Annotated in this window: 19 protein-coding genes; 3 read left to right on the top strand and 16 right to left on the bottom strand. The window is 70.4% G+C overall.

Going from position 1 to position 24,874, the window contains the following annotated elements; translation table 11 throughout:
- Nucleotides 1-147 precede the first annotated feature (147 nt).
- The 11 genes from ACGFZW_RS24255 to ACGFZW_RS24205 form a co-directional block, all read right to left on the bottom strand.
- Complete coding sequence (locus ACGFZW_RS24255) at nt 148-2,706, bottom strand: NB-ARC domain-containing protein (RefSeq protein WP_393895309.1); 2,559 nt, start codon at nt 2,704-2,706, stop codon at nt 148-150.
- Between the two features lie 787 nt (nt 2,707-3,493).
- Entirely contained in the window at nt 3,494-5,818 is a 2,325-nt protein-coding gene (locus tag ACGFZW_RS24250; protein ID WP_393895308.1) for a xanthine dehydrogenase family protein molybdopterin-binding subunit, read from the bottom strand.
- The gene (locus ACGFZW_RS24245; protein WP_393895307.1) at nt 5,815-8,067 is read right to left on the bottom strand and encodes a 2Fe-2S iron-sulfur cluster-binding protein; all 2,253 of its coding nucleotides are present in this window, start codon (nt 8,065-8,067) and stop codon (nt 5,815-5,817) included. The genes ACGFZW_RS24250 and ACGFZW_RS24245 overlap by 4 nt, the downstream gene beginning before the upstream one ends.
- A 73-nt stretch (nt 8,068-8,140) precedes the next feature.
- On the bottom strand, nt 8,141-9,037 hold the full coding sequence (locus ACGFZW_RS24240; RefSeq protein ID WP_393895306.1) for an FAD binding domain-containing protein: 897 nt from the start codon (nt 9,035-9,037) through the stop codon (nt 8,141-8,143).
- A 320-nt stretch (nt 9,038-9,357) separates the two neighbouring features.
- Nucleotides 9,358-11,037: a beta-N-acetylhexosaminidase gene (locus ACGFZW_RS24235; RefSeq protein ID WP_393895305.1), complete on the bottom strand. Its 1,680-nt coding sequence runs from the start codon at nt 11,035-11,037 to the stop codon at nt 9,358-9,360.
- 4 nt (nt 11,038-11,041) lie between these two features.
- Nucleotides 11,042-11,917 carry a carbohydrate ABC transporter permease gene (locus tag ACGFZW_RS24230; protein ID WP_393895304.1) on the bottom strand — a complete coding sequence of 292 codons (876 nt, stop codon included), beginning with the start codon at nt 11,915-11,917 and terminating at the stop codon, nt 11,042-11,044.
- Nucleotides 11,914-12,831: a carbohydrate ABC transporter permease gene (locus tag ACGFZW_RS24225; RefSeq protein ID WP_393895303.1), complete on the bottom strand. Its 918-nt coding sequence runs from the start codon at nt 12,829-12,831 to the stop codon at nt 11,914-11,916. The genes ACGFZW_RS24230 and ACGFZW_RS24225 overlap by 4 nt, the downstream gene beginning before the upstream one ends.
- Nucleotides 12,828-14,126: an extracellular solute-binding protein gene (locus ACGFZW_RS24220; RefSeq protein WP_393895302.1), complete on the bottom strand. Its 1,299-nt coding sequence runs from the start codon at nt 14,124-14,126 to the stop codon at nt 12,828-12,830. The genes ACGFZW_RS24225 and ACGFZW_RS24220 overlap by 4 nt, the downstream gene beginning before the upstream one ends.
- 402 nt (nt 14,127-14,528) lie before the next feature.
- Nucleotides 14,529-14,822, bottom strand: coding sequence for a DUF3039 domain-containing protein (locus ACGFZW_RS24215; protein WP_078568732.1), 294 nt, complete (start codon nt 14,820-14,822; stop codon nt 14,529-14,531).
- 126 nt (nt 14,823-14,948) lie between these two features.
- A complete protein-coding gene (locus ACGFZW_RS24210) occupies nt 14,949-15,638 on the bottom strand; it encodes a hypothetical protein (RefSeq protein WP_393895301.1) in 690 nt (229 codons plus the stop codon).
- A 128-nt stretch (nt 15,639-15,766) separates the two neighbouring features.
- Complete coding sequence (locus ACGFZW_RS24205; protein WP_393895300.1) at nt 15,767-16,441, bottom strand: YqgE/AlgH family protein; 675 nt, start codon at nt 16,439-16,441, stop codon at nt 15,767-15,769.
- Nucleotides 16,442-16,735: 294 nt separating this feature from the next.
- Between ACGFZW_RS24205 and murA the strand changes: the two genes are divergently transcribed.
- Nucleotides 16,736-18,082, top strand: a complete 1,347-nt coding sequence (murA, locus tag ACGFZW_RS24200) for a UDP-N-acetylglucosamine 1-carboxyvinyltransferase (RefSeq protein ID WP_393895299.1) — start codon at nt 16,736-16,738, stop codon at nt 18,080-18,082.
- 71 nt (nt 18,083-18,153) lie between these two features.
- Here murA and ACGFZW_RS24195 read toward each other — a convergent pair whose 3' ends face one another.
- Genes ACGFZW_RS24195 through ACGFZW_RS24180 form a run of 4 tightly spaced genes read right to left on the bottom strand, consistent with a single transcriptional unit; the run spans nt 18,154 to nt 22,237 of the window.
- Nucleotides 18,154-19,269, bottom strand: a complete 1,116-nt coding sequence (locus ACGFZW_RS24195; protein ID WP_393895298.1) for an ABC transporter ATP-binding protein — start codon at nt 19,267-19,269, stop codon at nt 18,154-18,156.
- Nucleotides 19,266-20,171, bottom strand: coding sequence for an ABC transporter permease (locus ACGFZW_RS24190; protein WP_393895297.1), 906 nt, complete (start codon nt 20,169-20,171; stop codon nt 19,266-19,268). Before ACGFZW_RS24190 ends, ACGFZW_RS24195 begins: the two co-directional genes overlap by 4 nt.
- Nucleotides 20,159-21,073, bottom strand: coding sequence for an ABC transporter permease (locus ACGFZW_RS24185; RefSeq protein WP_393895296.1), 915 nt, complete (start codon nt 21,071-21,073; stop codon nt 20,159-20,161). Before ACGFZW_RS24185 ends, ACGFZW_RS24190 begins: the two co-directional genes overlap by 13 nt.
- 54 nt (nt 21,074-21,127) lie before the next feature.
- Complete coding sequence (locus ACGFZW_RS24180) at nt 21,128-22,237, bottom strand: extracellular solute-binding protein (RefSeq protein WP_393895295.1); 1,110 nt, start codon at nt 22,235-22,237, stop codon at nt 21,128-21,130.
- Between the two features lie 354 nt (nt 22,238-22,591).
- On the opposite strand from ACGFZW_RS24180, the gene ACGFZW_RS24175 reads away from it, so the two are divergent.
- Both ACGFZW_RS24175 and ACGFZW_RS24170 read left to right on the top strand, forming a co-directional pair.
- On the top strand, nt 22,592-23,332 hold the full coding sequence (locus ACGFZW_RS24175) for a GntR family transcriptional regulator (RefSeq protein ID WP_393895294.1): 741 nt from the start codon (nt 22,592-22,594) through the stop codon (nt 23,330-23,332).
- 70 nt (nt 23,333-23,402) lie between these two features.
- The gene (locus tag ACGFZW_RS24170; RefSeq protein ID WP_393895293.1) at nt 23,403-24,074 is read left to right on the top strand and encodes an HAD family hydrolase; all 672 of its coding nucleotides are present in this window, start codon (nt 23,403-23,405) and stop codon (nt 24,072-24,074) included.
- Between the two features lie 90 nt (nt 24,075-24,164).
- Here ACGFZW_RS24170 and ACGFZW_RS24165 read toward each other — a convergent pair whose 3' ends face one another.
- The gene (locus ACGFZW_RS24165) at nt 24,165-24,446 is read right to left on the bottom strand and encodes an HU family DNA-binding protein (RefSeq protein WP_006605312.1); all 282 of its coding nucleotides are present in this window, start codon (nt 24,444-24,446) and stop codon (nt 24,165-24,167) included.
- Nucleotides 24,447-24,874: the final 428 nt, after the last annotated feature.

Here is a 24,874-nt window from a genome sequence, read left to right as displayed (position 1 = left end):
GACGAGCCGAGAAGATTAGGGGATCGTGATCACTTGCGACAGAGCAGCTCCGGTTCCAAACCCTCAACCGACCTACGACTTCGAGTCAATGGCGCCTCCATGTCAGAGTACAAGAGTTCCACACGCAGATAGTTCTGCGCGAACTGCTTATCCTAGCCAGCGCATATTCGTAGCACGCGGCCCACGAATATTCTCATCGTCAGGGGTAAAGGCGACATCCACCCCAGGCGCCAGATAACCCCATTCCTCTTCCGACTGAAGGTCACTCAGGTGAAAGAAGTAGTCTCGCCCCCACGACTGAACAAATCCGAACGCCCTGTCCTGGATGATGTTCTTGAGCATCCCGACTCGCCTGTTGAGTAAAGTTGGATCAATGGACCGAAGGCGATCTTTCAGGCGCGACGCAAAATTGTCACAACTAGATGCTATATATTGCTCGTCCACCTTCTCACTCAAGTCCGCACTAAGCTCACTAAGCTGCAAAAGGCGGTCCGCGGATTCTCCAGTCAGCATCTCCACCTTTCCATTTTCTGCCAGCTCGACAGCTGATTCGATCATCTCGACTGCTGCACTGATGTCACCGGCTTCAAGACTCTTCTTCGACCCATATACGGCAGCTCGCAGTCCCATGACAAGCGCCACCGAACCATCCGATGTGCTGGCCCTGAGGGTGAGCGCGTGGGCTGCACTTGCGATCGCAGAATCGAAATCAAAAAGCTGGATATGAGCCCAGGCAATTTGAATGATTACGACAGGGGGGACCTGCTCCGCATGCACAGCCTTCTGGAGGAGATCGAGCCCTAGGTCAAGATCCATTCCCTCATCCACGAGAAAGGAGCCGTAGAGATAGTTGAGGGTCGGCGAATCCGGTGCAAGCTCGTACGCACGCTCATAGGCCGCACGAGCCGAAAGGGTGTCTCTTCTTACCGCCTGAATGAAGGCCTCGACCCGCCATGATTCGTGATACCCAGGCGCGAGCTTCTGGCCCTCGCGACAACTCAACAACGCTGCGTCGAATTGACCTCGCTCATAGTGACGCAGAGCCTCCCTGAGAAGACGGGCAACGCTGAAGTCACCCGGACCTCGAATATCGATCGTATTCGGGTCGTACGGCGAAGCTGTACTTTCAGCCTGAAGCGTCACACCAAGGGACGTAAGCTGCTTACTTCGATTCTCGAACCAGAGACGCTCGGGTGACTTGACCGCATGGCGCTTGTCGAGATACTGCTTACCAAAATCAGTAAGCTCGTAAGTCGTCTCAGATGTTTGCCCGACAGACGCTCCCTGCATTTGGACGAAATTTGTCGTCATTAGCTCAAGGAGACTAGACTGAATCGAGCTGGCCGAATAATCGTTGAAGAACGCAAGCTCCGCCTGACTACGACGCCCAGGCAATACCTGCATCGAGCGCAACACCGACTTGGCGTCATCGTTCAGGTACTCATAGACGTTCGACATGCAGAAGTCTAGGACAAGGTCGTTCTTATACAAGAGTTCTTCAGGGCGCCTACCAGCCTGCACTCCCGCGACGAACCATCGAATATACGCAGGGTGGCCCTTCATCGACTTCACCATCGGAGCGATGGCAGGAGCAGGGATGCCTTGCAATGCCTGCACTCCGCGTACACGCGCCAAAGCGCGAAGAAGCCGCACCGAGTCCTCATCTGATAACGGTTCTAGAGAGACGGGGTTCTCAATCCCAAGACCGATCCTGCTCGTGATAATTACTTTGCTCCCCATAGGGAGATCAAGTAAGAATTCTCGCAGACGCTGATCCAGAACGGTCTCTAGATTATCGAGGATTAGGAGAACTCGAAAGTGCTCCAAGTAAGATAGCACTTCCTCCATCGGTTCACTCGACTGGCCCGCCCCTTGCCCTCCTAGTTGTTCCGCTGCGGAAGCGAAGAGGCCCAAAGAATTCTCGATGGCTCCACTAATTCGCTGAATTTCATTGACCGTCAGGATGGTGGCCTTGGCGGTGACCCAAACGAAGGCATCGAACTTACTCTTCGGATCATCCAGTAGCTCATAAGCCGCTTTTAGGGCAACGGAAGTCTTGCCAATTCCTCCGTCTCCAAGGATAGAAACGACCGGATATGCCCCTTTGATGGCCTTCTTGATTCGATCGACTTCTTTCCTTCGACCGAAAAATCCAGTCTCATCAAACTCGGGGGCTGGCAGATTGTGCAGGGGGGCTTCATCTGGGTCTGCGACGAGACTGATCGTCAGCCCGAGAACATAAGCCGGGTCGAGTTCCAGTCGCTGGAGTGTCTCGCAGACCCGAGGCCAATCCCCTCTAGAATCAGCACAGATGTCCTCGGCGACGTCGTAAACGGTTGCCAGGTCGTCAATTTCCATCGGTCGCGTATGAGCAACTCGATTGCGGATCTGCGTAACTTTAGCCAAGTGAGGAGAGAACAGTCCCAGAGAGCGTTGAAGAGTATCCGGCACTCGATTCTTGATTCCGCTGAGAACTTCATATGAGTCTGCAAAATCCAGATAGGGAACTAGCGATGAAACTGTAGGCGACGATGAGCCAGGAACTTCACGTGCGCGCCTTTGTTGGGTCTTTTCGTATCGCTCGGCGTGAAATAATTCCAGGGGGTTATCGCTCTCGTCAGTAGCGGCCAGGATCGCATTGCGCAAATCTTCTTCGATTGCCGAAAGCAATGCGAAAGACGTCAAACGCGTGGCTGTAGAACTCATGGCGCCCCCTGGTTGTTCCCACCAATGGGGACTGAGCCCCTGCGCTAAATTCTATGCACAGCTCGGTGCCGCAGGGGAGGCGTTCAGCCGAAAATGTGATGGCTACCCAAGGGTAGCGAGGAGGTGAACCCTCACATTGGCGCATACTCGGCAGCCCCATAAGAAGAGGCGGACTACCCCGGTCACCGCCGACGGCTTCGGGCACATGGACGACGCAGGCAACACCCGCCTCATCCCTCCCGGGGAAGAGTGGAACGCTCGCCCAAGTCACTTGTGTCTGTGCCTTCTCACTCAGCCGCGTTCACGGCCATTCACTCGGGAGCCCCAGCACGGTCCATAAACGCAGGTGAAGGGCCCGTGCCGGCTCCCTCCCCACTGGCCGGGTCGCCCTAGGTACCGGTAGTCGCGGTACCAGTCCTCCGCCAGCCGTCAAACGGGATCTCGCCGACAGGACGTCTCGCTCGCAGGTGCAGCGCCGCGGCCATGGCCCCGACCGTCACCTGGTGACGGTCCGGGCCGCGGTTAGTCGCCCGAGCTGCCTTGTCGGTTCGAGCTTCTGCCCCTGCTCGCCGTGTCGCTCACCATTTCGCACACCACCAAGGTCACCGCGGACACCGCGCGCACCCAGCGTGGACCGCCCCGCGCCGCCCACACGACGCAGACAGACGCGCCGACGGCGAGCACGAGGACGCCCACCAAAACGAGCACGGCCATGATCGTCCCCCTCTTTCCGTTGCGGTCAGCGCAGGCCGGCCGGGGGCGCCGCGTCGGCGGCGCCCCCGGCCGGCTACTGCTGCTTGACCTGTGCGACCGCCGCCTGTGGGCGGATCGGGAGGCGGCCGATGGGGCGGCCGGTGGCGGCGCGGACCGCGGAGGCCACGGCGGCGGGCGCGGTGACCACCGGGACCGCGCTGGCGGGCTTGGCGCCGAAGGGGGCGACCACATCGCGCTCCTCGACGAGCTTGACGATCCGGATGTCCGGGGCGTCGAGCGCGGTGGGGAGGGCGTAGCCGGTGAGATCGGGGTGGCGGACCTGACCGCGGGTGGTCCGCAGGTTCTCCATCAGAGCGGCGCCGAGCCCCTGGGTGACGCCGGCCTCGATACGGGCCCGCAGCTGGCGCGGGTTGAGCACCCGGCCCACGTCCTGGGCGACGGTCATCTCCACGACCCGGATCGTGCCCAGTTCGATGTCGACATCCGCCACGCACCGGATGGCGCAGAAGGCGAGGCCGACGAAGGCATCGCCCTGGCCGTTCTCGTCCAGCGGCTCGGTGGGGTGCGGCCGGCACTGGGCGGTGGCCCACAGTTCCTTGCCGTCCAGTGCCTCCGCGACGGTCGTGCTGAGCACCCCGTCGTAGGAGGTGATCTTTCCGTCGGTGATCTGCAGCAGCTCGGTGGACATCCCGAACTTGTGCGCCAGCGGCTGCAACAGCTGCGTACGGACCATCTTCGCGGCGCGCTCGACGGCGCCACCGGAGACCCAGGTGTGCCGGCCGTGGCAGGCGGGGCCGGCCGGCGGCTGGTCGGTGTCGACGGCCGCGACATGCACCTCGTCGATGCCGAGCGTCTCCTGCACGATCTGCCGCGCCAGGGTGGAGAAACCGGAACCGGTCTCGACGGCGGCGCAGATGACCGTGGCCACCGAGCCGCTGACCTTGACCGTGGCGGTGGACACCTCGTCGGCGCCCTCCGCACCGAGCATGTGCACCATGCCCAGGCCGTAGCCGACACCGCGGCGCACCGCGCCCGGCTCGCCCGCGCCCTCGGGGCCGCCCGGCAGCAGCCACTCCGCTTCCGGGGTGTCCTTGGGCAGTTCGGGGAGCGGTGCTTCCTTCACGGCGCGCAGCAGCTCGGCGACCGGTGCCGGGCAGGTGACCGTCTGACCGGTGGGCAGCAGATCGCCGGTGGCCATGACGTTGCGCAGCCGGATCTCGTCGGGCTCCATGCCCAGTTGGGCCGCCAGCTTGTCCATCTGGCCCTCGTAGGCGGCGCAGACCTGCAGGGCGCCCTCGCCGCGCATGTGCCCGGACGGCGGGTTGTTGGTGCGCACCGCCCAGCCCTCGATGACGGCGTGCGGGACGACGTACGGGCCGCAGGCGAAGGAGACGGCGGCGGCCAGCGCCTCTGCGGAGGTGTCGGCGTAGGCGCCGGCGTCCATGAGGATCTGCGCCTCGACCTTGACCAGCTTGCCCTCGGCGTCGGCGTGGTGGCGGTAGCGCAGCAGGGTGGGGTGGCGGTGGGCGTGCGCGAGGAAGGACTCCTCGCGGGTGGCGGCGAGCTTGACGGGGCAGCCCGTGCGCAGTGCCAGCAGGCCCAGGGACAGCTGGATGCCCGGGTCCTCGCGGTCGGCGGTGGCGCCGGGGACACCGGTCACCACGACCTTGACGCGCTCGGGGTCGAGGCCGAAGGAGGCTGCGGCGAGGTCACGGTCGGTGTGCGGGTCCGTGGAGGCGGTGTAGATCTCCACGCCGCCGTCGGGACGCGGCACCGCGAGCCCGGCCTCCGCCCCGATGGGGGCGGGGTCCTGGCGGCCGATGCGGTAGAGGCCCTCGACCATGACCGCGCCGATCGCCTCGGGGTCGCCGAAGCGCAGCGGGATGTGCCGGATGAGGTTGCCGTCCGGGTGCAACGACTCGGCCTCGAAGGCGAGTTGCGGGTCGGTGACCGCGTCGAGGAGTTCGTACTCGACGGCGATGGCGGCGGCGGCGAGCCGGGCGGTGTCGGGGTGTTCGGCGGCCACCGCGGCGATCGGCTCGCCGTGGTGGCGGACCTCGTCCTTGGCGAAGACGGGGCGGTCGGGGGTGCCGCGGCCGTGGCCGGCGTCGCCGGGGACGTCCTCGTGTGTGACGACGACGCGCACGCCCGGCATCTCGGCGGCGTGCTTGGTGTCGATGGACAGGATCCGCGCGCGGGGGTGCGGGGAGCGCAGGACCGCGGCCCACAGCAGCCCCTCGGCCCACAGGTCGGCGGCGTAGGGGAAGGTGCCCTCGGTCTTCGCCGGCGCGTCGGCGGACGGCAGGGAGACACCCAGGCCGTGCGGCGGCGGCTCGACGGGCACCGGGACGCCGGCCGCGGGCGTGTCGGTGACGGCGCCGTCGGTCGTACCGCTCATGCGGGGCCTCCCGTCTGCGGATCGGCGCCGGGTCCCTCGTGGTGCGCTCCGTGCGTGAGCGGGTCGTGGGGGTGGTGGCCGGATTCCGGGTCGTGCGGAGCGGGGCCGGTGGGGTCGGCGGGGCCCGCCTGGTGGGGGATGAGGACGGTGTCCGCAGGTCCGGAGGCCGCCGCGTCGGCCGCTTCCGCACGGGCCTTGACGACCTCCTCGACGGCGTCCAGCACTCCTCGGTAGCCGGAGCACCGGCAGAGGTTGCCGCACAGTGCCTTGCGGGTCTCCATCTCGCTGGGGGCGTGGTTGCCCTCCAGGAGGTCGTGCACGGTCATCGCCATGCCCGGTACGCAGAAGCCGCACTGCACGGCTCCGGAGGCGGCCAGGGCGCGCTGCACGTCGGAGGCGGTGCCGTCCTGGGCGAGCCCCTCGACGGTGCGGACCTCGCTGCCCGCCGCGGTGGCCGCGGGCACCAGGCAGGAGGCGACGAGCCGCCCGTCCACCTGGACGGAGCAGGCCCCGCACTCGCCCTGCGAGCAGCCGTCCTTGGCGCCGGCGAGGCCGAGGCGCTCGCGCAGGACGTAGAGCAGCGATTCGCCGATCCAGGCGTCGGTGACCGGCCGGTCGGTGCCGTTGACGCGCAGGACGTAGGAGGCGGCCGGGTGTTCGTCGTAGGCGTCGAAGACGGGCTCGACCGGCTCGGTGGCCTCGACGGCCTCGTGCGGGCCGGTCTGCGCCTCGGACTCCGCTCCCCCTGCGGGGGCGTCGGCGCCCTCGGGGTCGGGGGCGCTCTCGGGGTCGGGGGCGCCGGCTGCCGGTGCCGGCTCCTCAGGGGCGGGAGTGGACGTCCCGGCCTCCGGGTGGGCCTGGGGTTCCTGCTGTGCGCCGGTCCCGGCGGCCTGCGCCTCGGCGTCCTCGACCTGCGGACCGGCGGCGTGCGCCACCGGCTCGCCGTCGATGGCCGGGGAGCCGTCGTACGTCTCCTGGGCGCCGTAGGCGGTGCCCGCGCCGTTGCCGTCACCGGCTGCGAGGGCGAACGCACCGGACTCGTCGGACTGTTCGCCCGGGGCCACGGGGACCGACCAGCTGTCCGCGGAGTCTGCGCCCGGGGCGGCGGGCCCGGCGTCCGTGCCGGGTGCCTCCTCGCCTCCGTGCGCGTGCGGGTCGTGCGGATGCGGGTCGTGCGGATGCGGCTGGTGGGCGTGGCCCTGGTCGTGCGGCGTGCCGTGCTGCGGCGTATCCGTGGCGGGCGGCCACTGGGCCAACGCATCGGCCGGCAGCGACCAGTGCCCGGTCGCGCCGCCGTTCGCCGTACCGCCCGCGCCGGCTCCGTACGGGTCGCCGCCCTGGAGACCGCCCGCCCCGTCGTCGTGGACGGGCTGTCCGCCGTGCGGCGCGTACGGGTCGTCGACGGGGCCGCCGAACGGATCGTTCGCGGTGCCGCCGTGCGGGGTGTCCTGGCCGCCGCCGAGGGCCTCTGCGGCGCCGTAGCCGTCGCCGGCCGCGCCGCTCGTCGCGGTCAGTCCGGTGGCGAAGTTCCAGTGCCCGGTCCGGCCGGCTTCGCCGGTGTCGGCGGCGCCTTCACCGGCGCCGTATCCGCCTCCGTAGCCGGCGTCCTGGTATCCGGCGCCCGGTCCGGCCAGGCCGGGGTGGCTCGGGTGGCCCGAGTAGCCCCCGTGTCCGGGAAGTCCGGCATGTCCCGACCGGTTCTCGTCACCGACCAGGTACTCGCCGGACTCCTCCTGACCGTCGTCCGCCGCCGGCACCGACCACGGTCCGGCCGCGGCCTCCGCACCGCCGGCGACCGGCCATTCCACCCGGTCGCCCCACGGCTGCGCGGCCTCGGGAGCGCCGCCCTGATAGCCCGCGGAGTCCGCGGCGTGACCCTGATGGGCATCGTGCGTCTGCTGCTCGGCGTAACCGGCGGACGGGTCGGCGTAACCGGCCGAGGAGTCCGCGAACGGCATCGTCCACTGCCCCGTCCCCGAGGGGTCGGTGCCCGCGCCGGGGATGGGCGGCGTGGAGGCGTACCGGGTGAAGGAGGCGGGCGGGGTGTAGCCGTGGCCGGGCGCGGCGAGCGGATCGGCACCCGGGGTGCCGTAGCCGGACGTGCCGGCTCCGTAGGCCCCGGTGGTGAAGCCCTCCGGGAGCTGCACGAAGGCGGTCGCCTCCGACTCGTACTCGCCGCCCTGCGGCAGCGGCTGCCAGCCCTGATCGGGGTACGGCTGCTGCGGGTTGCGGTGGTCTGCGTCGCTCATGCCGAGCCCTCGCTTCGCTCGGCCTCGCAGTCGCGAGGCGCGCACCTCCTGATGATTCCCTCACTGCGCTCGCTCATGAGAGCGCCCTCCCGAGTGCGCGGCGGGCCAGAGCTGCCACCGTACGTCGCAGGTGCAGGGCCGCCGGCGGCAGGGCCACCGGTTCCGAGCCGTCCTGCGGTGGTGCCGGGTCGGGGATGCAGGCCGCGGCAACGTAGTCACCGAAGGCCGTCAGCGCCTCCGGCACCAGGCCGCGTTCGCCGTCCCAGTCGATGATCGAGGCGACCCACTGCTCGGCCTCCAGCGGGCGCAGCGGCATGGCGGCGACCGCGCCCACGGCGCAGCGCACCCCGCGCCGCGCCGGGTCCATCACCAGCGCCACCGAGGCGGTGGCGCGGCCGGGGCCGGTGCGGCCGGTGGCCTTGAGGAAGGTCTGCGGGGCGTGCAGGAGCGGTACCCGCACGAAGCCGACGAGTTCGCCGGGCCCGAGCATCTCCCGGCCGGCCAGGAGGTGGCTGACCGGGATCTCGCGGCGGGCGCCCTCGGGCCCGGCGATGATCACCGTGGCCTCCAGGGCGGCGAGCACGGGAAGGGTGTCACCCGTAGGGGCGGAGGTGACGATGTTGCCGCCGAGCGTGCCGGCGTTGCGGATCTGCGGCGGGCCGGCCGCGCGGGCGGCGGCGGCCAGGCCCGGGATCAGCGCGGCGAAGTCGGGGCGTCCCATGCGGGCGAGGTTGAGGCCGGCGCCCAGCAGGGCATGGCCGTCCTGGTATTGCCAGCCGCGGATCTCGCTGATCCGGCCGAGGCCCACCAGGGCCGCGGGTCTGAGGAGTCCGGCGTTGACGGCCGCCATGAGGTCGGTGCCGCCCGCGACGGGCACGGCGGCGGGCATGGCGGTGAGCGCCGCCACCGCCTCGTCGAGCGAGGCCGGCAACGTCACCGTGTGCGACGCGTGCGGTGCGTGCGTGGTCAAGCCAGCTGCCCCTTCCCCGGTTTCCCGGCTGTTCCGCTCCGCCGTACGGTACGTGCTCACAGCCCGGACGTGGCAACTCTGGCACATCTTCCCGGACCCACGACGCGAGGGTCCACGAAGCGACGTTCCGTCCCCGAACGGGCCGCTGGTCCACTTTCGCCCGCTGCGATGGATGTGCGGGGAAAGCCGTGGATTGCCGTGCCTTGCGTCGTGGCGGGGCGAACGGTGTGCCTTTCGAGGGGTGCTCCTCGCCCGTGTGGCGGTGCGGGGCACCACCGTCCCAGGGTCCGGCCCGGCGGGCGCCCTCCTTGCACCATGGCTCACACGTTTGGGGGCGCCCCGTCGATCGGGCGTCCGAGCACGCCGGGGCGTTTCTGCCAGGGGTGGGGGCCACCCGGCGGGCGGTAGTCGACGCCGAGGGCGTCCAGGCGGGCGTAATGGGTGGTCATCCGCCGGGCGAAGTCGTGGTGGTCGCGGGCGGCCGGCGGCGGCAGCTGCGACCAGGCGACCTCGGCGAGTGCGGTGAGGCGCGGGAAGACCTGGTAGTCGACACGCTGCTGACTGTCCATGACCTCGGTCCACACGTTGGCCTGGGTGCCCAGGACGCGGGCGGCGTCCTCCCCCGCCAGCTCCGGGGGCACCGGCTCGAAACCGTAGACGTCCTCCAGGGTCCTCACGTACCCGATCGGCACCGGCTCCTCGGGGGACGCGTGCTGACGGTGGTCGAGATACACCTGCTGCTCCGGGCACATGACGACGTCGTGGCCCGCGCGGGCGGCGGCGATGCCGCCGGCGTACCCGCGCCAGGAGGAGACGGCGGCGCCCGGGGCGAGGCCACACGCCGTGGTGTCGCCGCCGGGTGCCGGGCCGCCGCCCTCCAGGATCTCGTCCCAGCCGATCAGGCGCCGTCCGCGGTCGGCGAGCCAGCGGTCGAAGTGCCGGATGAACCAGCTCTGCAACGCGTCCTCGTCGGCCAGCCCCAGCTCGGCGATCCTCGCCCGGGCGGTGGGCGAGGCCCGCCACTGGTCCTTGGGGCACTCGTCGCCGCCGATGTGCACGAACGGCGAGGGGAAGAGCGCCAGGACCTCCTCCAGGACGTGCTCGTAGAAGCGCAGGGTGCGGTCGGTGGGGGCGAGGACGTTGGGGTTGACGCCCCAGGTGTCCCAGACCTTCAGCGCGCCGGTGTCGAGGACGTCGGTGTTGCCCAATTCGGGATATGCGGCGATGGCGGCCTGTGAGTGGCCGGGGATGTCGATCTCGGGGACGACGGTGATGTGCCGCGCGGCGGCGTGGGCGACGATCTCGCGGAGGTCGTCCTGGGTGTAGAAGCCGCCGTGCGGACGCTCGTCCCAGAGCGGCGAGGCCCGGTGGCCGAGCTTGGTGCGCTCCCGCCAGCCGCCGACCTCGGTCAGCGCGGGGTAGCGCGGGATCTCGATGCGCCAGCCCTGGTCGTCGGTCAGGTGCAGGTGCAGGACGTTGAGCTTGTGCGCGGCCAGCAGGTCGAGGTAGCGCAGCACCCCGTCCTTGGGCATGAAGTGCCGGGCCACGTCGAGCATCATGCCGCGCCAGGCGAAGCGTGGGGTGTCCTCGATCCGCAGCGCGGGCAGCGGCCACTTCCGCCGCCCGCCGTCGACGGGCGCGCGCCGGAAGGCGGCGGGGCCCAGCAGCTGACGGAGTGTCTGGGCGCCCCAGAACAGCCCGGTCCCGGTGCCGGCCTCGATGAGGACCCCGGGGCATTCGGTGACGAGCCGGTAGCCCTCGGGCCCCAGCTGCCATTCGGCCTCCGGCGACAGGCGCAGCACCACGCGGTTCTCGGCGGCCGCGTAGGGCGGCAGCGGCAGGCCGGTGGCCGCGCCGATCGTGGCGCGCAGCCACTGCGCGACATCCTCGGTCCCGGGCAGCGCCTCGATCTCGGTGTCCGCGTCCAGGACGCAGCCCGCTCCGGTCACCGGCCGGACGGTGCGGGGCAGCGGAATCAGGTCGGTCAGCACATCGGTCACGACGTCAGTCCTTCACCGCGCCGCCGAGGCCCGAAACCAGGCGGCGCTGCACCAGTAGGAAGAAGACCAGCACGGGCAGGGTCATCACGGTCGAGGCGGCCATGATCCCGCCCCAGTCGTTCTCGTCCGGTTTGAAGAAGACCAGCAGCGCCATGGGGAGGGTGGAGTTCTCGGTGGCGCTGATGATGAAGGACTTCGCGAACAGGAAGTCGTTCCAGGTGGAGATGAAGGAGAAGACGCTGGTCGCGACGAGGCCGGGGAGGACGAGCGGGAAGAGGATCTGCCACAGGAAGCGGCTGCGGCTCGCACCGTCGAGGTAGGCGGCCTCCTCCAGGGCCTCCGGTACGGCCCGTACGAAGCCGCGCAGCATCCAGATCGCGAAGGGGAGGGAGAAGGCGAGGTGCGGCAGGATCAGCGAGCCGAGGGTGTTCAGGCCGATGCCGGGGGCGATGTGGCCGGCATCGCGCAGCAGGAAGAACAGCGGGATGGTGAGCGCTTCGACGGGCACCATCTGGGCGATCAGGAACATGATCAGCAAGGTGGTGCGGAACCGGAAACGGAACCTGGTGACGGCGGTGGCGGCGAGGAAGGCGATCAGCGCCGAGGCGACGACCACGACACCGGCGACGAACAGGCTGTTGAAAAAGTAACGGCCGAAATCCTGCTGTTGGAAGACCCGCCGGAAGGCGTCCAGCGAGGGTTGCAGGGTCCAGGGCCGCGGTGCGGTGGACTGCACCTCGCCGGCCGGCTTGAAGGCGGAGAGCACCATCCAGTAGAGGGGGAAGGCGACGGCGGCGGCGAGGAGCAGCGCGCCGCCCTCCGCGGCCAGTCGCCGAGGCCGGCGCGGCCGGCGGAGGGCGAGGGGTCGCAGACGGCTCACAGTTCCTCCCCCTGGCGGCGTATCAGCCGCAGGTAGCCGAGCGTGACGACGAGCAGGATCAGCAGCATCACGACGCCGATGGCCGAGCCGAGGCTGTACTGCGAGGACGCGAACGCCTTCTGATAGGCGTAGACGTTGAGCACGAGGTTCGCTCTCGCGATGCCGCCGCCGTTGGTCATGACGTAGATCTGGGTGAAGACCTTGAAGTCCCAGATCACCGACTGGATGGTGACGACGACGAGGATCGGCCGCAGCATCGGGGCGAGCACGCTGCGCCAGATCCGCCACTGCGAGGCGCCGTCGAGCGCCGCGGCCTCCAGCACCTCCCCCGGTACGGCGCGGATGGCCGCATAGACGGTCACCATCACGAACGGGAAGGAGCACCAGACCACTTCGAGCAGGACCAGGGCGAAGGCGCTGTAGCGGTCATAGGTCCAGGAGTAGTCCTCGAAGCCGGTCATGCCCAGCGCCACCAGGACCTTGTTCACCGGCCCGAAGTCGGGGTCGAAGAGGAAGACGAAGACGGTGGATCCGGTGATGGCGGGGGTCGCCCAGGCGCCGAGCCCGGCGAGCATCAGCGCGAGCCGGGGCAGCGCGCGGATGCGGGTGAGCAGCACGGCGAGCGCGCAGCCCAGCGTGACGGTGGACAGCACACAGGCCGCGGCGAACAGCACGGTCGCCAGCAGCACCCGCCAGAACTCACCGTCGGCGAACAGCTCGGCGTAGTTCCCCAGGCCCTGGAAGGTGGTCGGCTCGCCACCGGTGACCTGCGCCTGGGTGTATTCGAGGAAGGAGATCAGGCCGAGTTGGTAGACGGGGTACACCAGCAGGCCGCCGAGGACCACCAGGGCGGGGGCGAGATACAGCCAGGGCGTCCAGCCGCCGCGGCGGCTGCCGCTGCGCGGGGTGCTCACTTCCGGAAGGCCTCGTCCATCTTGCGGGCGGCCGCGTCGGCGGCCGCGTCCACGTCCTTCCGGCCGCTGACGATCTCCTGGAACATCGTCGGCAGCACCAGTGAGGAGTCGATCTCGCCCCAGCCGGGCGCGGCCGGGACGAACTTGGCGCCGGCGTCGAGCGTCTTGACGAACGGCGCGACGTAGGGCTTGCGCCGCGCGGCCTCGGCGCGCACGTCGCGGTACGTCGGCAGGAAGCCCATCGCGTCGAACAGCCGCCGCTGGGTCTTCTTGCCCGCCAGTTCCTTCATCAGGCCGACGGCGAGGGTGCGGTGGCCGCTGCTGTTGAGGACGCCGATGTTGTTGCCGCCCGCGAACGCCGGGGCGATGCGGCCCTTGGTGAGGCCCGGCAGCGGCACCACGGCGTACTTGCCCTTGACCTTGCCGTCCTCGACGGCCTGGTGGTTGAAGTCGCCGCCGATGGCCATGGCGGCCTTGCCCGAGGCGAAGGCGGTGACGGTGTCGTTGCCGCCCATGTCGGCGCACTTGGCGGCGGGGCAGTTGTCGTCGCCGAAGAGATCGGTGTAGGCGGCGATGCCCTTCCTGGCCGCGGCGCCGTCGAGGGCGGCGCGGTAGGTGCCGCCCTTTTCGGTGGCGAGTTCGCCGCCGGCCGCCCAGATGAACGGCAGTGCGCCATAGGTGTACGCGCCGCCGACCGCGAGGCCGTAGAGCTCCGGGCGCTCCTTGCGGACCTTCTTGGCGGCGGCGACGACCTCGGCCTGCGTGGTCGGCACGCGGATGCCGAGGTCCTTGAAGACATCGGTGCGGTAGTACAGCGCGCGGACACCGACGAACAGCGGTGCCCCGTAGACCTTCCCGTCCACGGTCACCGACTCCTTGGCCGTGGCGTCGGTGTCCTCGGCCTCCGGCCAGGCGCCGAACTCCCGGGTGACGTCCGCCAGTCCGCCGTCCTTGACGTACCCGGCGGTGTCGGTGTTGCCGTACTCGATCACATCGGGCGCGCTGTCCGGGTCGTTGAAGGCGGCCTTGATCCGCTGCGCGCGGGTGTCGACGGGTATGTAGTCGATGTCGATGTCGACGCCCTCGTGGCCGGCCGTGAACGCCGACACGGCCTGCCGCACCGCCCGCTCCTTGGGAGCGTTGTTGACCTCCTGGAAGAGCCAGACCCGCAGCGTGCCGGTCTTCGCGTCCCCCTTGGCGCCGGTGTCGGCCGTGGACGGTGCGCAGGCGGTGGCGGTCAGCGACGCGAGGACAACGGATGCGGTGGCGGCGGCGATGCGGGCAGGGAGCTGCATGGAAGGACCCTCCGAGGCATGGTTGCAACATGCGCAACGAGCGTTTCGCACTGAGCAATTGACCGGAAGATTAAGCGCGGCGGCAGGGCCTCACAAGAGCTCCCCAGTGGTCTCAACCACTCCGTGACCATCGGCTCCGCTCAGGCGGTGGCGGACGGCCGGACGACACCCCATCAGGGGGACGCAATCGGGCGGAAATCGCCCGATGGGGCGACGGGCCGTTTCACGAGAGGTACCCCACGAGGGCGCGAACGGGGCCGCGGAGGGCTCAGCGGCCGGCGCGGGAGAAGACAAAGGGCCCGGGTCCCTGAGGACCCGGGCCCGTGCCCGCGGTGGGGTGGCCCGCGCAGCCGTCGGCTGCGTCGAACCGCTGGTGCGCTCCTGCTCGGCGGTCGGCCGCGGCTACTTCTTGCCGCCGTCCTTACCGCCCTTGTCCTTGTCGCCACCGGCGCCCATGGACTCGAAGATCTCCTTGCACATGGGACAGACCGGGTACTTCTTGGGATCCCGCCCCGGGACCCAGACCTTGCCGCAGAGTGCGACGACGGGGGTGCCGTCGAGCGCACTCGCCATGATCTTGTCCTTCTGGACGTAGTGGGCGAAGCGCTCGTGGTCGCCGTCGCCGTGCGACACCTGCGGTGTCGGCTCTACGAGGGTCCCCGTACCTGCCCCGCGCTCGGGCTCAACAGTGCTCATAACTGCCAAGGGTACTCACGCGCGCGGAAAGCGGGGAGCCTCGGCCCGCAGCCGTCCGCGGGCCCGCCCCGAGGCCGCGGGGCGGGCCCGACCACCCTCCGCACCCCGGGTCCCGCCCGGCCGCCGTCAGGACGCGACCGGCACGGCACCCCGGTCACCGGCTGTCAGCCCCAGTTCGGCGGCGAAGGCCAGCGCGGCCTGCGGGCGGACTTCGTACCAGGAGTCGCGGTCGACGACCGCGTCCAGGAGCGCGGCTATCTCCGCGGCACCGACCGAGCAGGTCTCGGCGGCGGCGAGGAATGCCCGGACGGCCCGGACGGCGTCCACGGGCTCGACGTCCGCCTCCGTCCACGCCACGAGATCGTCGACGATCCGCTCGATGGCGGCTTCGCCGGTGCCCGCCCAGCTCACGGCCATCTCCAGGCCGTCGTCGAGCATGGTCGCGGGATAGGGCGCGCGGCCCCATGCGCCGTCCTGCCACCAGTAGACGAACCCGAAGAGATTGCCCTCGGCCTCGTGGCGCAGCCGCTCCCAGGGCAGCCAGTCGGGACCGCCGGCCAGGAAGTCGATCTGCCGGCCCCTGCTGTGGGTGTAGCTGCCGTCGGAGTCCTGACCGCACAGCAGCGCGCGGCCGCCCTCCAGGAGCCGCAGGCGCCACCAGTAGCTGCCGCCGCCGTTCCAGCACTGGAGCCCGGCGGGACTCCAGGTGAATTCGTCCCGGTCGTCCATGGCGGCCGATACGACGGCCAGCGTCGCGGCCCGCGCCCACAGCAGACGCGGATGGTCCAGATCCTCGGGCACGCCCGGCCTGTGCATGAGGCTCCCCGTTCGTCCCGCGCGGGCCCGCCGTCGCGTCCGCGCACCTCCCCTGACCTCTCGAAGCCTAGCGACGGGCACTGACAATTCCCCATGACGAAGCCGTAACAAGCTGCCCGCGGGGAGGGTCAGTTCAGCGACGGGTCGTCCGGGTACGTGGCGACCATGGCGAGCTCGTTGCGCTGCCGCCGCAGCACCGCCCGCCACAGGCCCTCCGGGGCCGGCGAGGAGACGTCGCCCGGCTCGGACTCGACGACGTACCACGCGCCCTCGACCAGCTCTTCCTCCAGCTGGCCTGGTCCCCAGCCCGCATACCCGGCGAAGATCCGCAGGCTGCCGAGCACCGCGGCGAGCAGCTCCGGAGGCGCCTCCAGATCGACCAGCCCGATCGCGCCGTGCACCCGCCGCCACCCCAGCGGCTCGTCGCCGGCCGTCATGTCCTCCGCCGCGTCCGTCACGGGCGCGCCGGCCACCTCCGCTTCGGCCCCGCCGGGCAGCGCGCCGCTCTCCACGGGCGGCCCACCGCCCTCCTTGGACAGCCCGCCGGGGACCACCGCCACGCCGAGCGCGGAGTCCAGCGAGACCGGTCCGCCCTGGAAGACGACCCCCGGCTCGCCGGCCAGCTCGGCCCAGGGCGCGAGGATGTCCCCGACGCCGACCGGCGTCGGGCGGTTGAGGACCACGCCGAGGGAGCCTTCCTCGTCGTGGTCGAGGAGGAGCACCACCGCGCGGTCGAAATTCGGGTCGGCGAGCGCGGGCGTGGCGACGAGCAGCCGGCCTGTGAGCGAGGACACCTCGGTCATGGCCACATGATCCCGCACTTCCGGCCTGAGCGGGGAGTCAACGGGCGGACCCGTGCGAGGGCAGGGCAGGGCGTACGGCGGCAGCACCGGCGCACGCGACACACCCGGATAACCCATTCAGGACATTTACCTGCATTTCAGCCAAATGGCGATTACAGATCAAAGCCTGATCGTAGCGGAGCGTGTTGTGACAAAGCCATTACATGCCCGAAGCACGCACACCTCTACGGAGACGCCCTCCGGCGCCCTTACCATTTCTCATTGGCCCTGCCCGTCTCCAGGAACGCGAGATCCATGACCGTCTCTACTGACGACGTACTGCTTGTCCACGGCGGCACCCCGCTCGACGGCGAGATCCGGGTTCGCGGTGCGAAGAACCTTGTGCCCAAGGCCATGGTCGCCGCCCTCCTCGGCAGCGGTCCGAGCCGGCTGCGCAACGTGCCCGACATCCGCGACGTCCGCGTCGTGCGCGGCCTGCTGCAGCTGCACGGCGTCACGGTGCGCCCGGGCGACGATCCGGGCGAGCTGATCCTCGACCCGTCGCACGTGGAGAGCGCCAACGTCGCCGACATCGACGCGCACGCCGGCTCCTCGCGGATCCCCATCCTCTTCTGCGGCCCCCTGCTGCACCGGCTGGGCCACGCCTTCATCCCGGGCCTGGGCGGCTGCGACATCGGCGGCCGGCCGGTCGACTTCCACTTCGACGTGCTGCGGCAGTTCGGCGCGACGATCGAGAAGCGCGCCGACGGGCAGTACCTGGAGGCCCCGCAGCGGCTGCGCGGCACCAAGATCCGGCTGCCGTACCCGTCGGTCGGCTCGACCGAGCAGGTGCTGCTGACGGCCGTCCTCGCGGAGGGCGTCACCGAGCTGTCGAACGCCGCCGTGGAGCCGGAGATCGAGGACCTCATCTGCGTACTGCAGAAGATGGGCGCGATCATCTCCATGGACACCGACCGGACGATCCGGATCACCGGTGTGGACAAGCTCGACGGCTACAACCACCGCGCCCTCCCGGACCGCCTGGAGGCCGCCTCCTGGGCGTCCGCCGCGCTGGCCACCGAGGGCAACATCTACGTCCGCGGCGCCCAGCAGCGGTCGATGATGACCTTCCTGAACACCTTCCGCAAGGTCGGCGGCGCCTTCGAGATCGACGACGAGGGCATCCGCTTCTGGCATCCGGGTGGCTCGCTCGACGCCATCGCCCTGGAGACCGACGTCCACCCCGGTTTCCAGACCGACTGGCAGCAGCCGCTGGTCGTCGCGCTGACCCAGGCGTCGGGCCTGTCCATCGTCCACGAGACGGTGTACGAGTCCCGGCTGGGCTTCACCTCCGCGCTGAACCAGATGGGCGCGCACATCCAGCTCTACCGCGAGTGCCTGGGCGGCTCCGCGTGCCGCTTCGGCCAGCGCAACTTCCTGCACTCGGCGGTCGTCTCCGGACCCACCAAGCTGCAGGGCGCCGACCTGGTCATCCCCGACCTGCGTGGCGGCTTCTCGTACCTGATCGCGGCGCTGGCCGCGCAGGGCACCTCCCGGGTGCACGGCATCGACCTGATCAACCGCGGCTACGAGAACTTCATGGAGAAGCTCGTCAGCCTCGGCGCGCACGTCGAGCTGCCGAACGGCGCGCTGCGCGACTGACCTGCCGCGCCCGCCGCACCACACGCCGAAGGGCGGCCACCCGGTCCGGGTGGCCGCCCTTCGGCGCTTCGTCAGCCGGCCCGCTCGGCCACCAGCACCGGGTTGTCGTGCGGGGTGAGGGTGCAGGGCGTGCCCGCCGTCAGGTCGCCGGCCTCCCAGCTGGGCAGGTCGGCCTTGATGTGCAGCCCGGCCCCGGTGGTCAGGTGCAGGCGGGTGGTGGCGCCGAGGAAGGTCGCCACCCGTACGGTCGCGGGCGCCCCCTCCGCGCCCGCGACCGTACCGGCGGCGACGGCGAGGCCCTCGGGCCGCACCAGCACATCGACCTCGCCGTCCTCGGCGCACGCGTCCGGAACGGTGCCGTGGACCGGCAGCCGACGGCCGAACAGCTCGACCGTCCCGCCCGCGCGCAGCGTGCCCGGCAGCCGGTTCATGGTCCCGACGAACTCCGCGACGAACGGCGTGGCCGGGCGCTCGTACAACTCCGCGGGGGCGGCGCACTGTTCGAGCCGGCCGTTCTGCATCACAGCGACGCGGTCCGCCATGGACAGCGCCTCCTCCTGGTCATGGGTGACGAAGACGGTGGTGATGCCGAGTTCGAGCTGGATGCGGCGGATCTCCTCGCGGAGGGTGAGCCGCACCTTGGCGTCGAGCGCGGACAGCGGCTCGTCGAGCAGCAGGACCCGCGGCCGGGCGGCGAGCGCGCGGGCGAGCGCGACGCGCTGCTGCTGGCCGCCGGAGAGCTGGTGCGGGTAGTGGCCTCCGCGTCCGGGCAGGCCGACCAGTTCCAGCAACTCGGCCGCCCGCGCTTCCCGTTCCGCGGCGGGGGCCTTGCGGACCCGCAGGCCGTAGCCGACGTTCTGGGCGGCGGTCATGTTCGGGAAGAGGCTGTAGGACTGGAAGACCATGCCGATGTCGCGGCGGTGCGCGGGGATCCGCGTGACGTCCTGGCCGTCCATGGTCAGCACGCCGCTGTCGGCGGTCTCGAAGCCCGCGATGATGCGCAGTGCGGTGGTCTTGCCGCAGCCGGAGGGACCGAGCAGGGCGACCAGTTCACCGGGGGCGATCTCCAGGTCCAGGCCGTCCAGCGCGGTGGTGGCGCCGAACCGGCGGCGCAGCCCCTTGAGCTGGACGGGCACGCCCGCCGTGGGGGCGCTCGCCGGGGTCACACTCTCTACGGACACACTCATGACGTCTTCCTTTGCTTGCGCGTGCGGTCGCGTCGGCCGCCCGCCAAGGTGGTGAGCAGAAGCAGCAGGCCCCATGTGATGAAGAGGCTCAACATCGCGGCGGCGCCGGCGAGTTCGGCGTCCGCGTCCCCGACCTCCACCATCCAGACGGCGAACGGCCGGTAGCCGAGCACGGAGGCGACGGTGTACTCGCCCAGGACCATCGCAAGGCCCAGGACGGCGCCTCCGACGACGGCGGCGCGCAGGTTGGGCACGACGACCCGGGCGAGGGTGGTGAGCCGCCCGGCGCCCAGGCTGCGGGAGGCCTCCACCAGGGTCTTGAGGTCGATGCCGCGCAGTCCGGCGTCCAGCGACCGGTAGAGGAACGGCAGCGACATGACGGTGTAGAGCAGCACAAGGACCAGCGGGAAGTTCTCGTCCTGGAGGACCATCAGGGTCTGGTAGAAGGGCGTCCGCGCCAGGTCGGGCGCCCAGGACAGGACCGTGTTGACGCCGGCGACCAGCGCGATCGGCGGGACGACGAGCGGCGTCATGCACAGGATCTCGACGACCGGGCGCAGCCGCGGCAGCCGCAGGTGGATCACCACCATGGCGGGGACGACCAGCAGCAGACCCAAGGCCACGGTGGCGAGCCCCAGTTCGACGGAGAGCAGCAGGCTGCCCAGCATGTCGCCGGAGACCAGGTGGTCGGTGTAGACGTCGAGCGAGAAGCCCTTGGCGGGGTCGTCGACGGTGAACCACAAGGAGGCGGCGACCGGGACGGCGAAGTAGAGCAGGGCGAGGAGGAGGACGGCGAGGCGTCCGTAGGGGCGCCGACCGCGGCGGGCCGGGGTGCGCTCGCCGGGCGCCGTCTCCTCGGGCGGCGCCACGGGCGCCTGCGCGGCGGTCGTCATCCCAGCCATCGGGCGCTCCTGCGCTGCAGCGGTATCTGTACGGCCATCACCAGCAGCGCGATGACGACCATGTTCAGGCTCATGGCGAGGGCGAGGTTCTCCTGGCCGACCAGTACGTTGCCGGCCAGGGCGTTGGAGATCTGGACGGTGATCAGCGGCACCGAACTGCCGACCATGACGGCGGCGGTGGCGTGCGAGGCGAAGGCGGTGCCGAAGAGCAGGACCGCGCCCCCGAGCAGCGAGGGGGTGAGCACCGGGATGCCGATGTGCCGCCAGAACTGGCCGCGGGTGGCGCCGCAGGACGCGGCGGCCTCCTGCCACTGGGTGCGCAACCCGTCGAGGGCGGGCAGCACGGTGACCACCATCAGCGGAATCATGAAGTAGAGATAGGCCAGCACCAGTCCGGCGGTGGTGTAGAGGCTGAAGCCGGTGGCGTCGAGCGACATGAGCCGGGTGAGGGTGCCGGTGGTGCCGAGGGTCGCGACGAAGGCGAAGGCGAGCGGGGCGCCGCTGAAGTTGGCGAGCACTCCGGATGCGGCCACCACCGCCCGGCGCAGGACGGGACGCCGTGAGGAGATCACGGCCTGCGCGATGAGCGTGCCGAGGACGGTCGCCAGCAGCGCGCACAGCAAGGAGAGCTGGACGCTGCCGCCGAGGCCGGTGGCGTAGATGCCCTTGAGCGACTGGCGGACGTTGTCGAGCGTGGCGTGGCTCGCTCCGGTGGCCGGGTCGGTGGCGGTGAACGCGCCGTGGACCATGGCACCGGCCGGCAGCCCGAAGCAGAGGACGAGGAACGCGAAGAAGGGCACGACGGCGGGCCAGGTGCGCCCGCCGGCCCGGGGTGGTCGGCGGCCGGCCGGGGCGGGCGCTGCCGCGCCGCCGGCGCTCGGGAGGGGGGTTCGGTCACTCATACGCGGAGGTTTCTCCAGGGAGCGGTGAGCAGGGTCGAGGGGCGGATCGCGGGGTCAGCCGACGGCCTTGCCCCAGCCCTCGTTGATGGCCACCTTCGCGGCGTCCTCCTGTTCCCCGGTGGGGAATTCGGGGGTGCCGTGGACCTTGGGCAGGCGGGCGGCGGCCGGTGCGTCGGCGGTGCCGTCCTTCGTCATCTCGTCCAGGAGGGCGGGCCGGGAGTAGCCCTTGAGCCAGATGTTCTGGCCGGTGGGGCTGTAGAGGAACTCCAGCCAGAGCCGGGCGGCCGCGGGGTGCGGCGCGTAGGCGTTGACGCCCTGGTTGTAGTACTGCGCGTAGGCGCCGTCCGAGGGCACCGTGACCTTCCAGTCGACGCCCTTGGCCTTGAGTTCCTTGCTGTAGCCGAGGTTGAGGTAGTCCCAGTCGATGGAGATCGGGGTCTCGCCCTTGCGGATGGTGGCGGGCGAGGACTGGACGGGCACGAAGTTGCCGCGCTCCTTGAGCTTCTTGAAGAAGTCCAGGCCGGGCCGCACGTCGTCGAAGGAGCCGCCGTTGGCGAGCGCGGCGGCGAAGACCGCGGAGAAGGCCGAGGAGGACTCCGCGGGGTTGCCGTTGAGAGCGACCTTGTTCCGGTAGCGGGGCTCCAGCAGTTCGGCGAAGGTGCGCGGGCACTTCTCGACGGCCTTGGCGTCGCAGCCGATCGAGATGTAGCCGCCGTAGTTGTTGAGGTAGGAGCCGTCGGCCTGCTTCTGCGTGCGGGGGATGTCCTTCCAGCCCCGCACCTTGTACGGCGCGAGCAGCTTCTTGCCGCGGGCGTTGCGCATGAAGGCGGTGCCCAGGTCCAGGGCGTCGACGGCCCGGTCCTGGCCGCGGCGCTTGTCGGCGGCGCCCAGGGCCAGCTGGCTGGTGCCGCCGGGGTTCTCGTTGTGGACCTCGATGCCGTACGTCTTCTCGAAGGTCTTGATCATCTCGCCGTAGTTCGCCCAGTCGGGGGCGAGCGCGTAGACGTTGAGCCTGCCCTCCTTCTTGGCGGCCTCGACCAGCGCGTCCATCCCGCCGAGGTCCGCGGCCGAACGGGCGGTGGCGGCCTTGCCGGTGACTGCGGCCGGAGCATAGCCGCAGCCCGCGGCGGTGGCGGCGGCCAGGGCGACCGCCACCGCGGTCACCGTCCGGCGCCTCGTCCGGGCCGGTTTCTTCGGCCGGGGGTCCGGGGGTCGCCCTCCGGGATGACACAGCACGATGGGTACTCCTGGGTCTTCGGCCGTCAACCTGTATGGACAAGCCGCTAGTCAGTAAGCCTCGGCAAGCTAACAGCAAGGAACCCCCCAAACAAAGCCCTGGGGGCAATAAAACCGCAGGTCATAAGCGTTATGAAAGAATAGGTTTAGAGTTCCGCCAGACGGTTAGACGCATACTTCGCACCAGCCGGGATGCGCACCACTGTGCACAGGTGGGATGATCGTCCGCAGGCACCGGGAAACCGCCGGCAAGCCTTCAGCACCAGGCCGCGAGGAGCCCTGTTGACCCGACGCCACCAGCAGATCGCCGAGACCCTGCGGCGTGCCATCACCGACGGCGCCCACCCCGTGGGCAGCACGCTGCCGTCGGAGAGCGAACTGGCCGCCGCGCACGGCGTTTCGCGGGGCACGGTCCGCCAGGCCCTCGCCGCTCTGCTCGCCGAGGGCCTGATCGGCTCCCGCCAGGGTGCCCGGCACATCGTGCTCAGCACGGCGCCCAGCCAGAGCTTCACCGAGCTGCGCAGCTTCGCCCAGTGGGCGCGGGCCGGCGGCCACTCCCCCGGCGGCCGGGTACTTCACTCCGCCCGGGGCGCCGCCAACGGCGAGGAGGCGGCACTGCTGCAACTCCCGCCGGGCGCGGAGGTGCTGCGGGTGCTGCGCCTGCGCACCCTGGACGCTGAACCGGTACTCCTGGAGCGCACCGTGTACGCGGCCTGGACCGCGGACGCGGTGGAAGCCCTGCCGCCCGACTGCGAGTCCGTCACGCAGGCGCTCCTGGACTCCTGCGGCCTGGTCTTCGCGCACGGCGAGCACCACATCGACGCCCTCGCGGCGGGCACGGTGGACGCCCGGGAGTTGCGGGTGCGACGGGGCAGCCCGCTGCTGCGCGTACGCCGCACCACGACCACGGCGGAAGGCCGCCCGGTCGAGACCTCGGACGACCGCTACCGCCCCGGTGCGGTCGTTTTCACCGTGCGCAACTCCACCCAGGCCAACCCCTTGGCGCGCACCACGGCCGACTGACCCGGCCTCATGCCCTCAGCCCTGCCCCCCACGGGCCCGTAAGGCCCCTTCCAGCGAACAGTGAGCCCGCATGCCCTCTCTGCCCGCCGCCACGCTCCCCGCAGCCCTGCTGTGCGACATGGACGGCACTCTCGTCGACACCGAGCACCAGTGGCTGGCGACCGTGGCCGCCTTCCTCCGGGAGCAGGGCGTCCCCGCCGAACAGGAGGTGCTGACCGCGTTCGCCGGGTCCCCGGTGGACGCGGCCGCCGAGCGCCTGGTGCGCGAGCACGGAGTGGCACTGGGCGTCGCCCGTACGACCGCCCTGCTCGACCGGGAATTCACCGCCCGGGTCGCCGCCGGGGTCACCGTGCAGCCAGGCGCCCTGCGGCTGCTGGACCGGGCCCGCGCGCTGGGTGTGCCCGCCGCGCTGGTCACCGCGTCCGAACGGCATGTCGCCGATCTGGTGCTGCGCACGCTCGGAGCGGACCGCTTCGCGCTGTCGGTGACCTCCGGCGAGGCGCCGCGTGGCAAGCCGCACCCGGACCCCTATCTGGCCGCCGCGAAGGGCCTGGGCGTCGATCCCGCGGACTGCCTCGCCGTGGAGGACACCCCGACCGGCGCGGCCGCCGCGCTGGCCGCGGGCTGCCGCCTGCTGGCCGTACCGACCGTGCCGGGCATCACACCCGGCCCCCGTACGTCCGTCGTCGCCTCCCTGGAGGACGTCGACCTGGCCGACTTCCCGTTCACCCGGGCGGCCTGACACGCCGCGGACCGCGGCCCTCCCCCGGGCATGCGAAAGGGCGGCCATCCCTGGAAGGGATGGCCGCCCTTTCGTGCCGTGCTGAGGGTGTTACTTACCCTTGGCGGCTTCCTTGAGCTTGGAGCCCGCGGAGACCTTCACGCTGTAGCCGGCCGGGATCTGGATCGGGTCGCCGGTCTGCGGGTTGCGCGCGGTGCGAGCGGCACGGTGGGTGCGCTCGAAGGTCAGGAAGCCGGGGATGGTGACCTTCTCGTCGCCCTTGGCGACGACCTCGCCGGTCACCTCGGCGAGGGCGGCCAGAACGGCGTCGGCGTCCTTGCGGGTCACCTCGGCGCGATCGGCCAGAGCGGCCACCAGCTCACTGCGGTTCATGTTTGTACTCCCGTGTTCTTCTTGCCAATGAGGCGTGAGATCGAAGCCGATGCTGCCAGGGCCCTTGGACAGTCCCCGGACCCGGGTCTGCTGACAGACCCTCGCGCCCGAATACGCATCCTGCCCCCACCTGCGGCGGTAAAGCCAATCCGGCACCCTGGAGGGTCACACGAAAAGCGCCACTGCCTCGTAGTGGTGACGTTTCGCACCGTGCCGCTCCGGGCCGGCCCCGCAGGGCTGTGGCCGTTTACTGCCAGCCACCCTATGGGGGCCTTGTGGACGGCGTGTCCTGCGACGCGCCGTACTCAGAGCGCCGTGGCAGCAGTCACAGCTTCGCCCGCCGCCTTGGCCGCCTCCCGGACCGCACCTGCCACCGCGCCCGCGACCTTGTCGTTGAAGACGCTGGGGATGATGTAGTTCGGGTTGAC

The sequence above is a fragment of the Streptomyces sp. NPDC048248 genome (assembly GCF_043201875.1).
Classification (GTDB): Bacteria; Actinomycetota; Actinomycetes; order Streptomycetales; family Streptomycetaceae; genus Streptomyces.
Note: the sequence above shows the minus strand (reverse complement) of the source record. Positions and strands in the feature narration are given on the sequence as shown.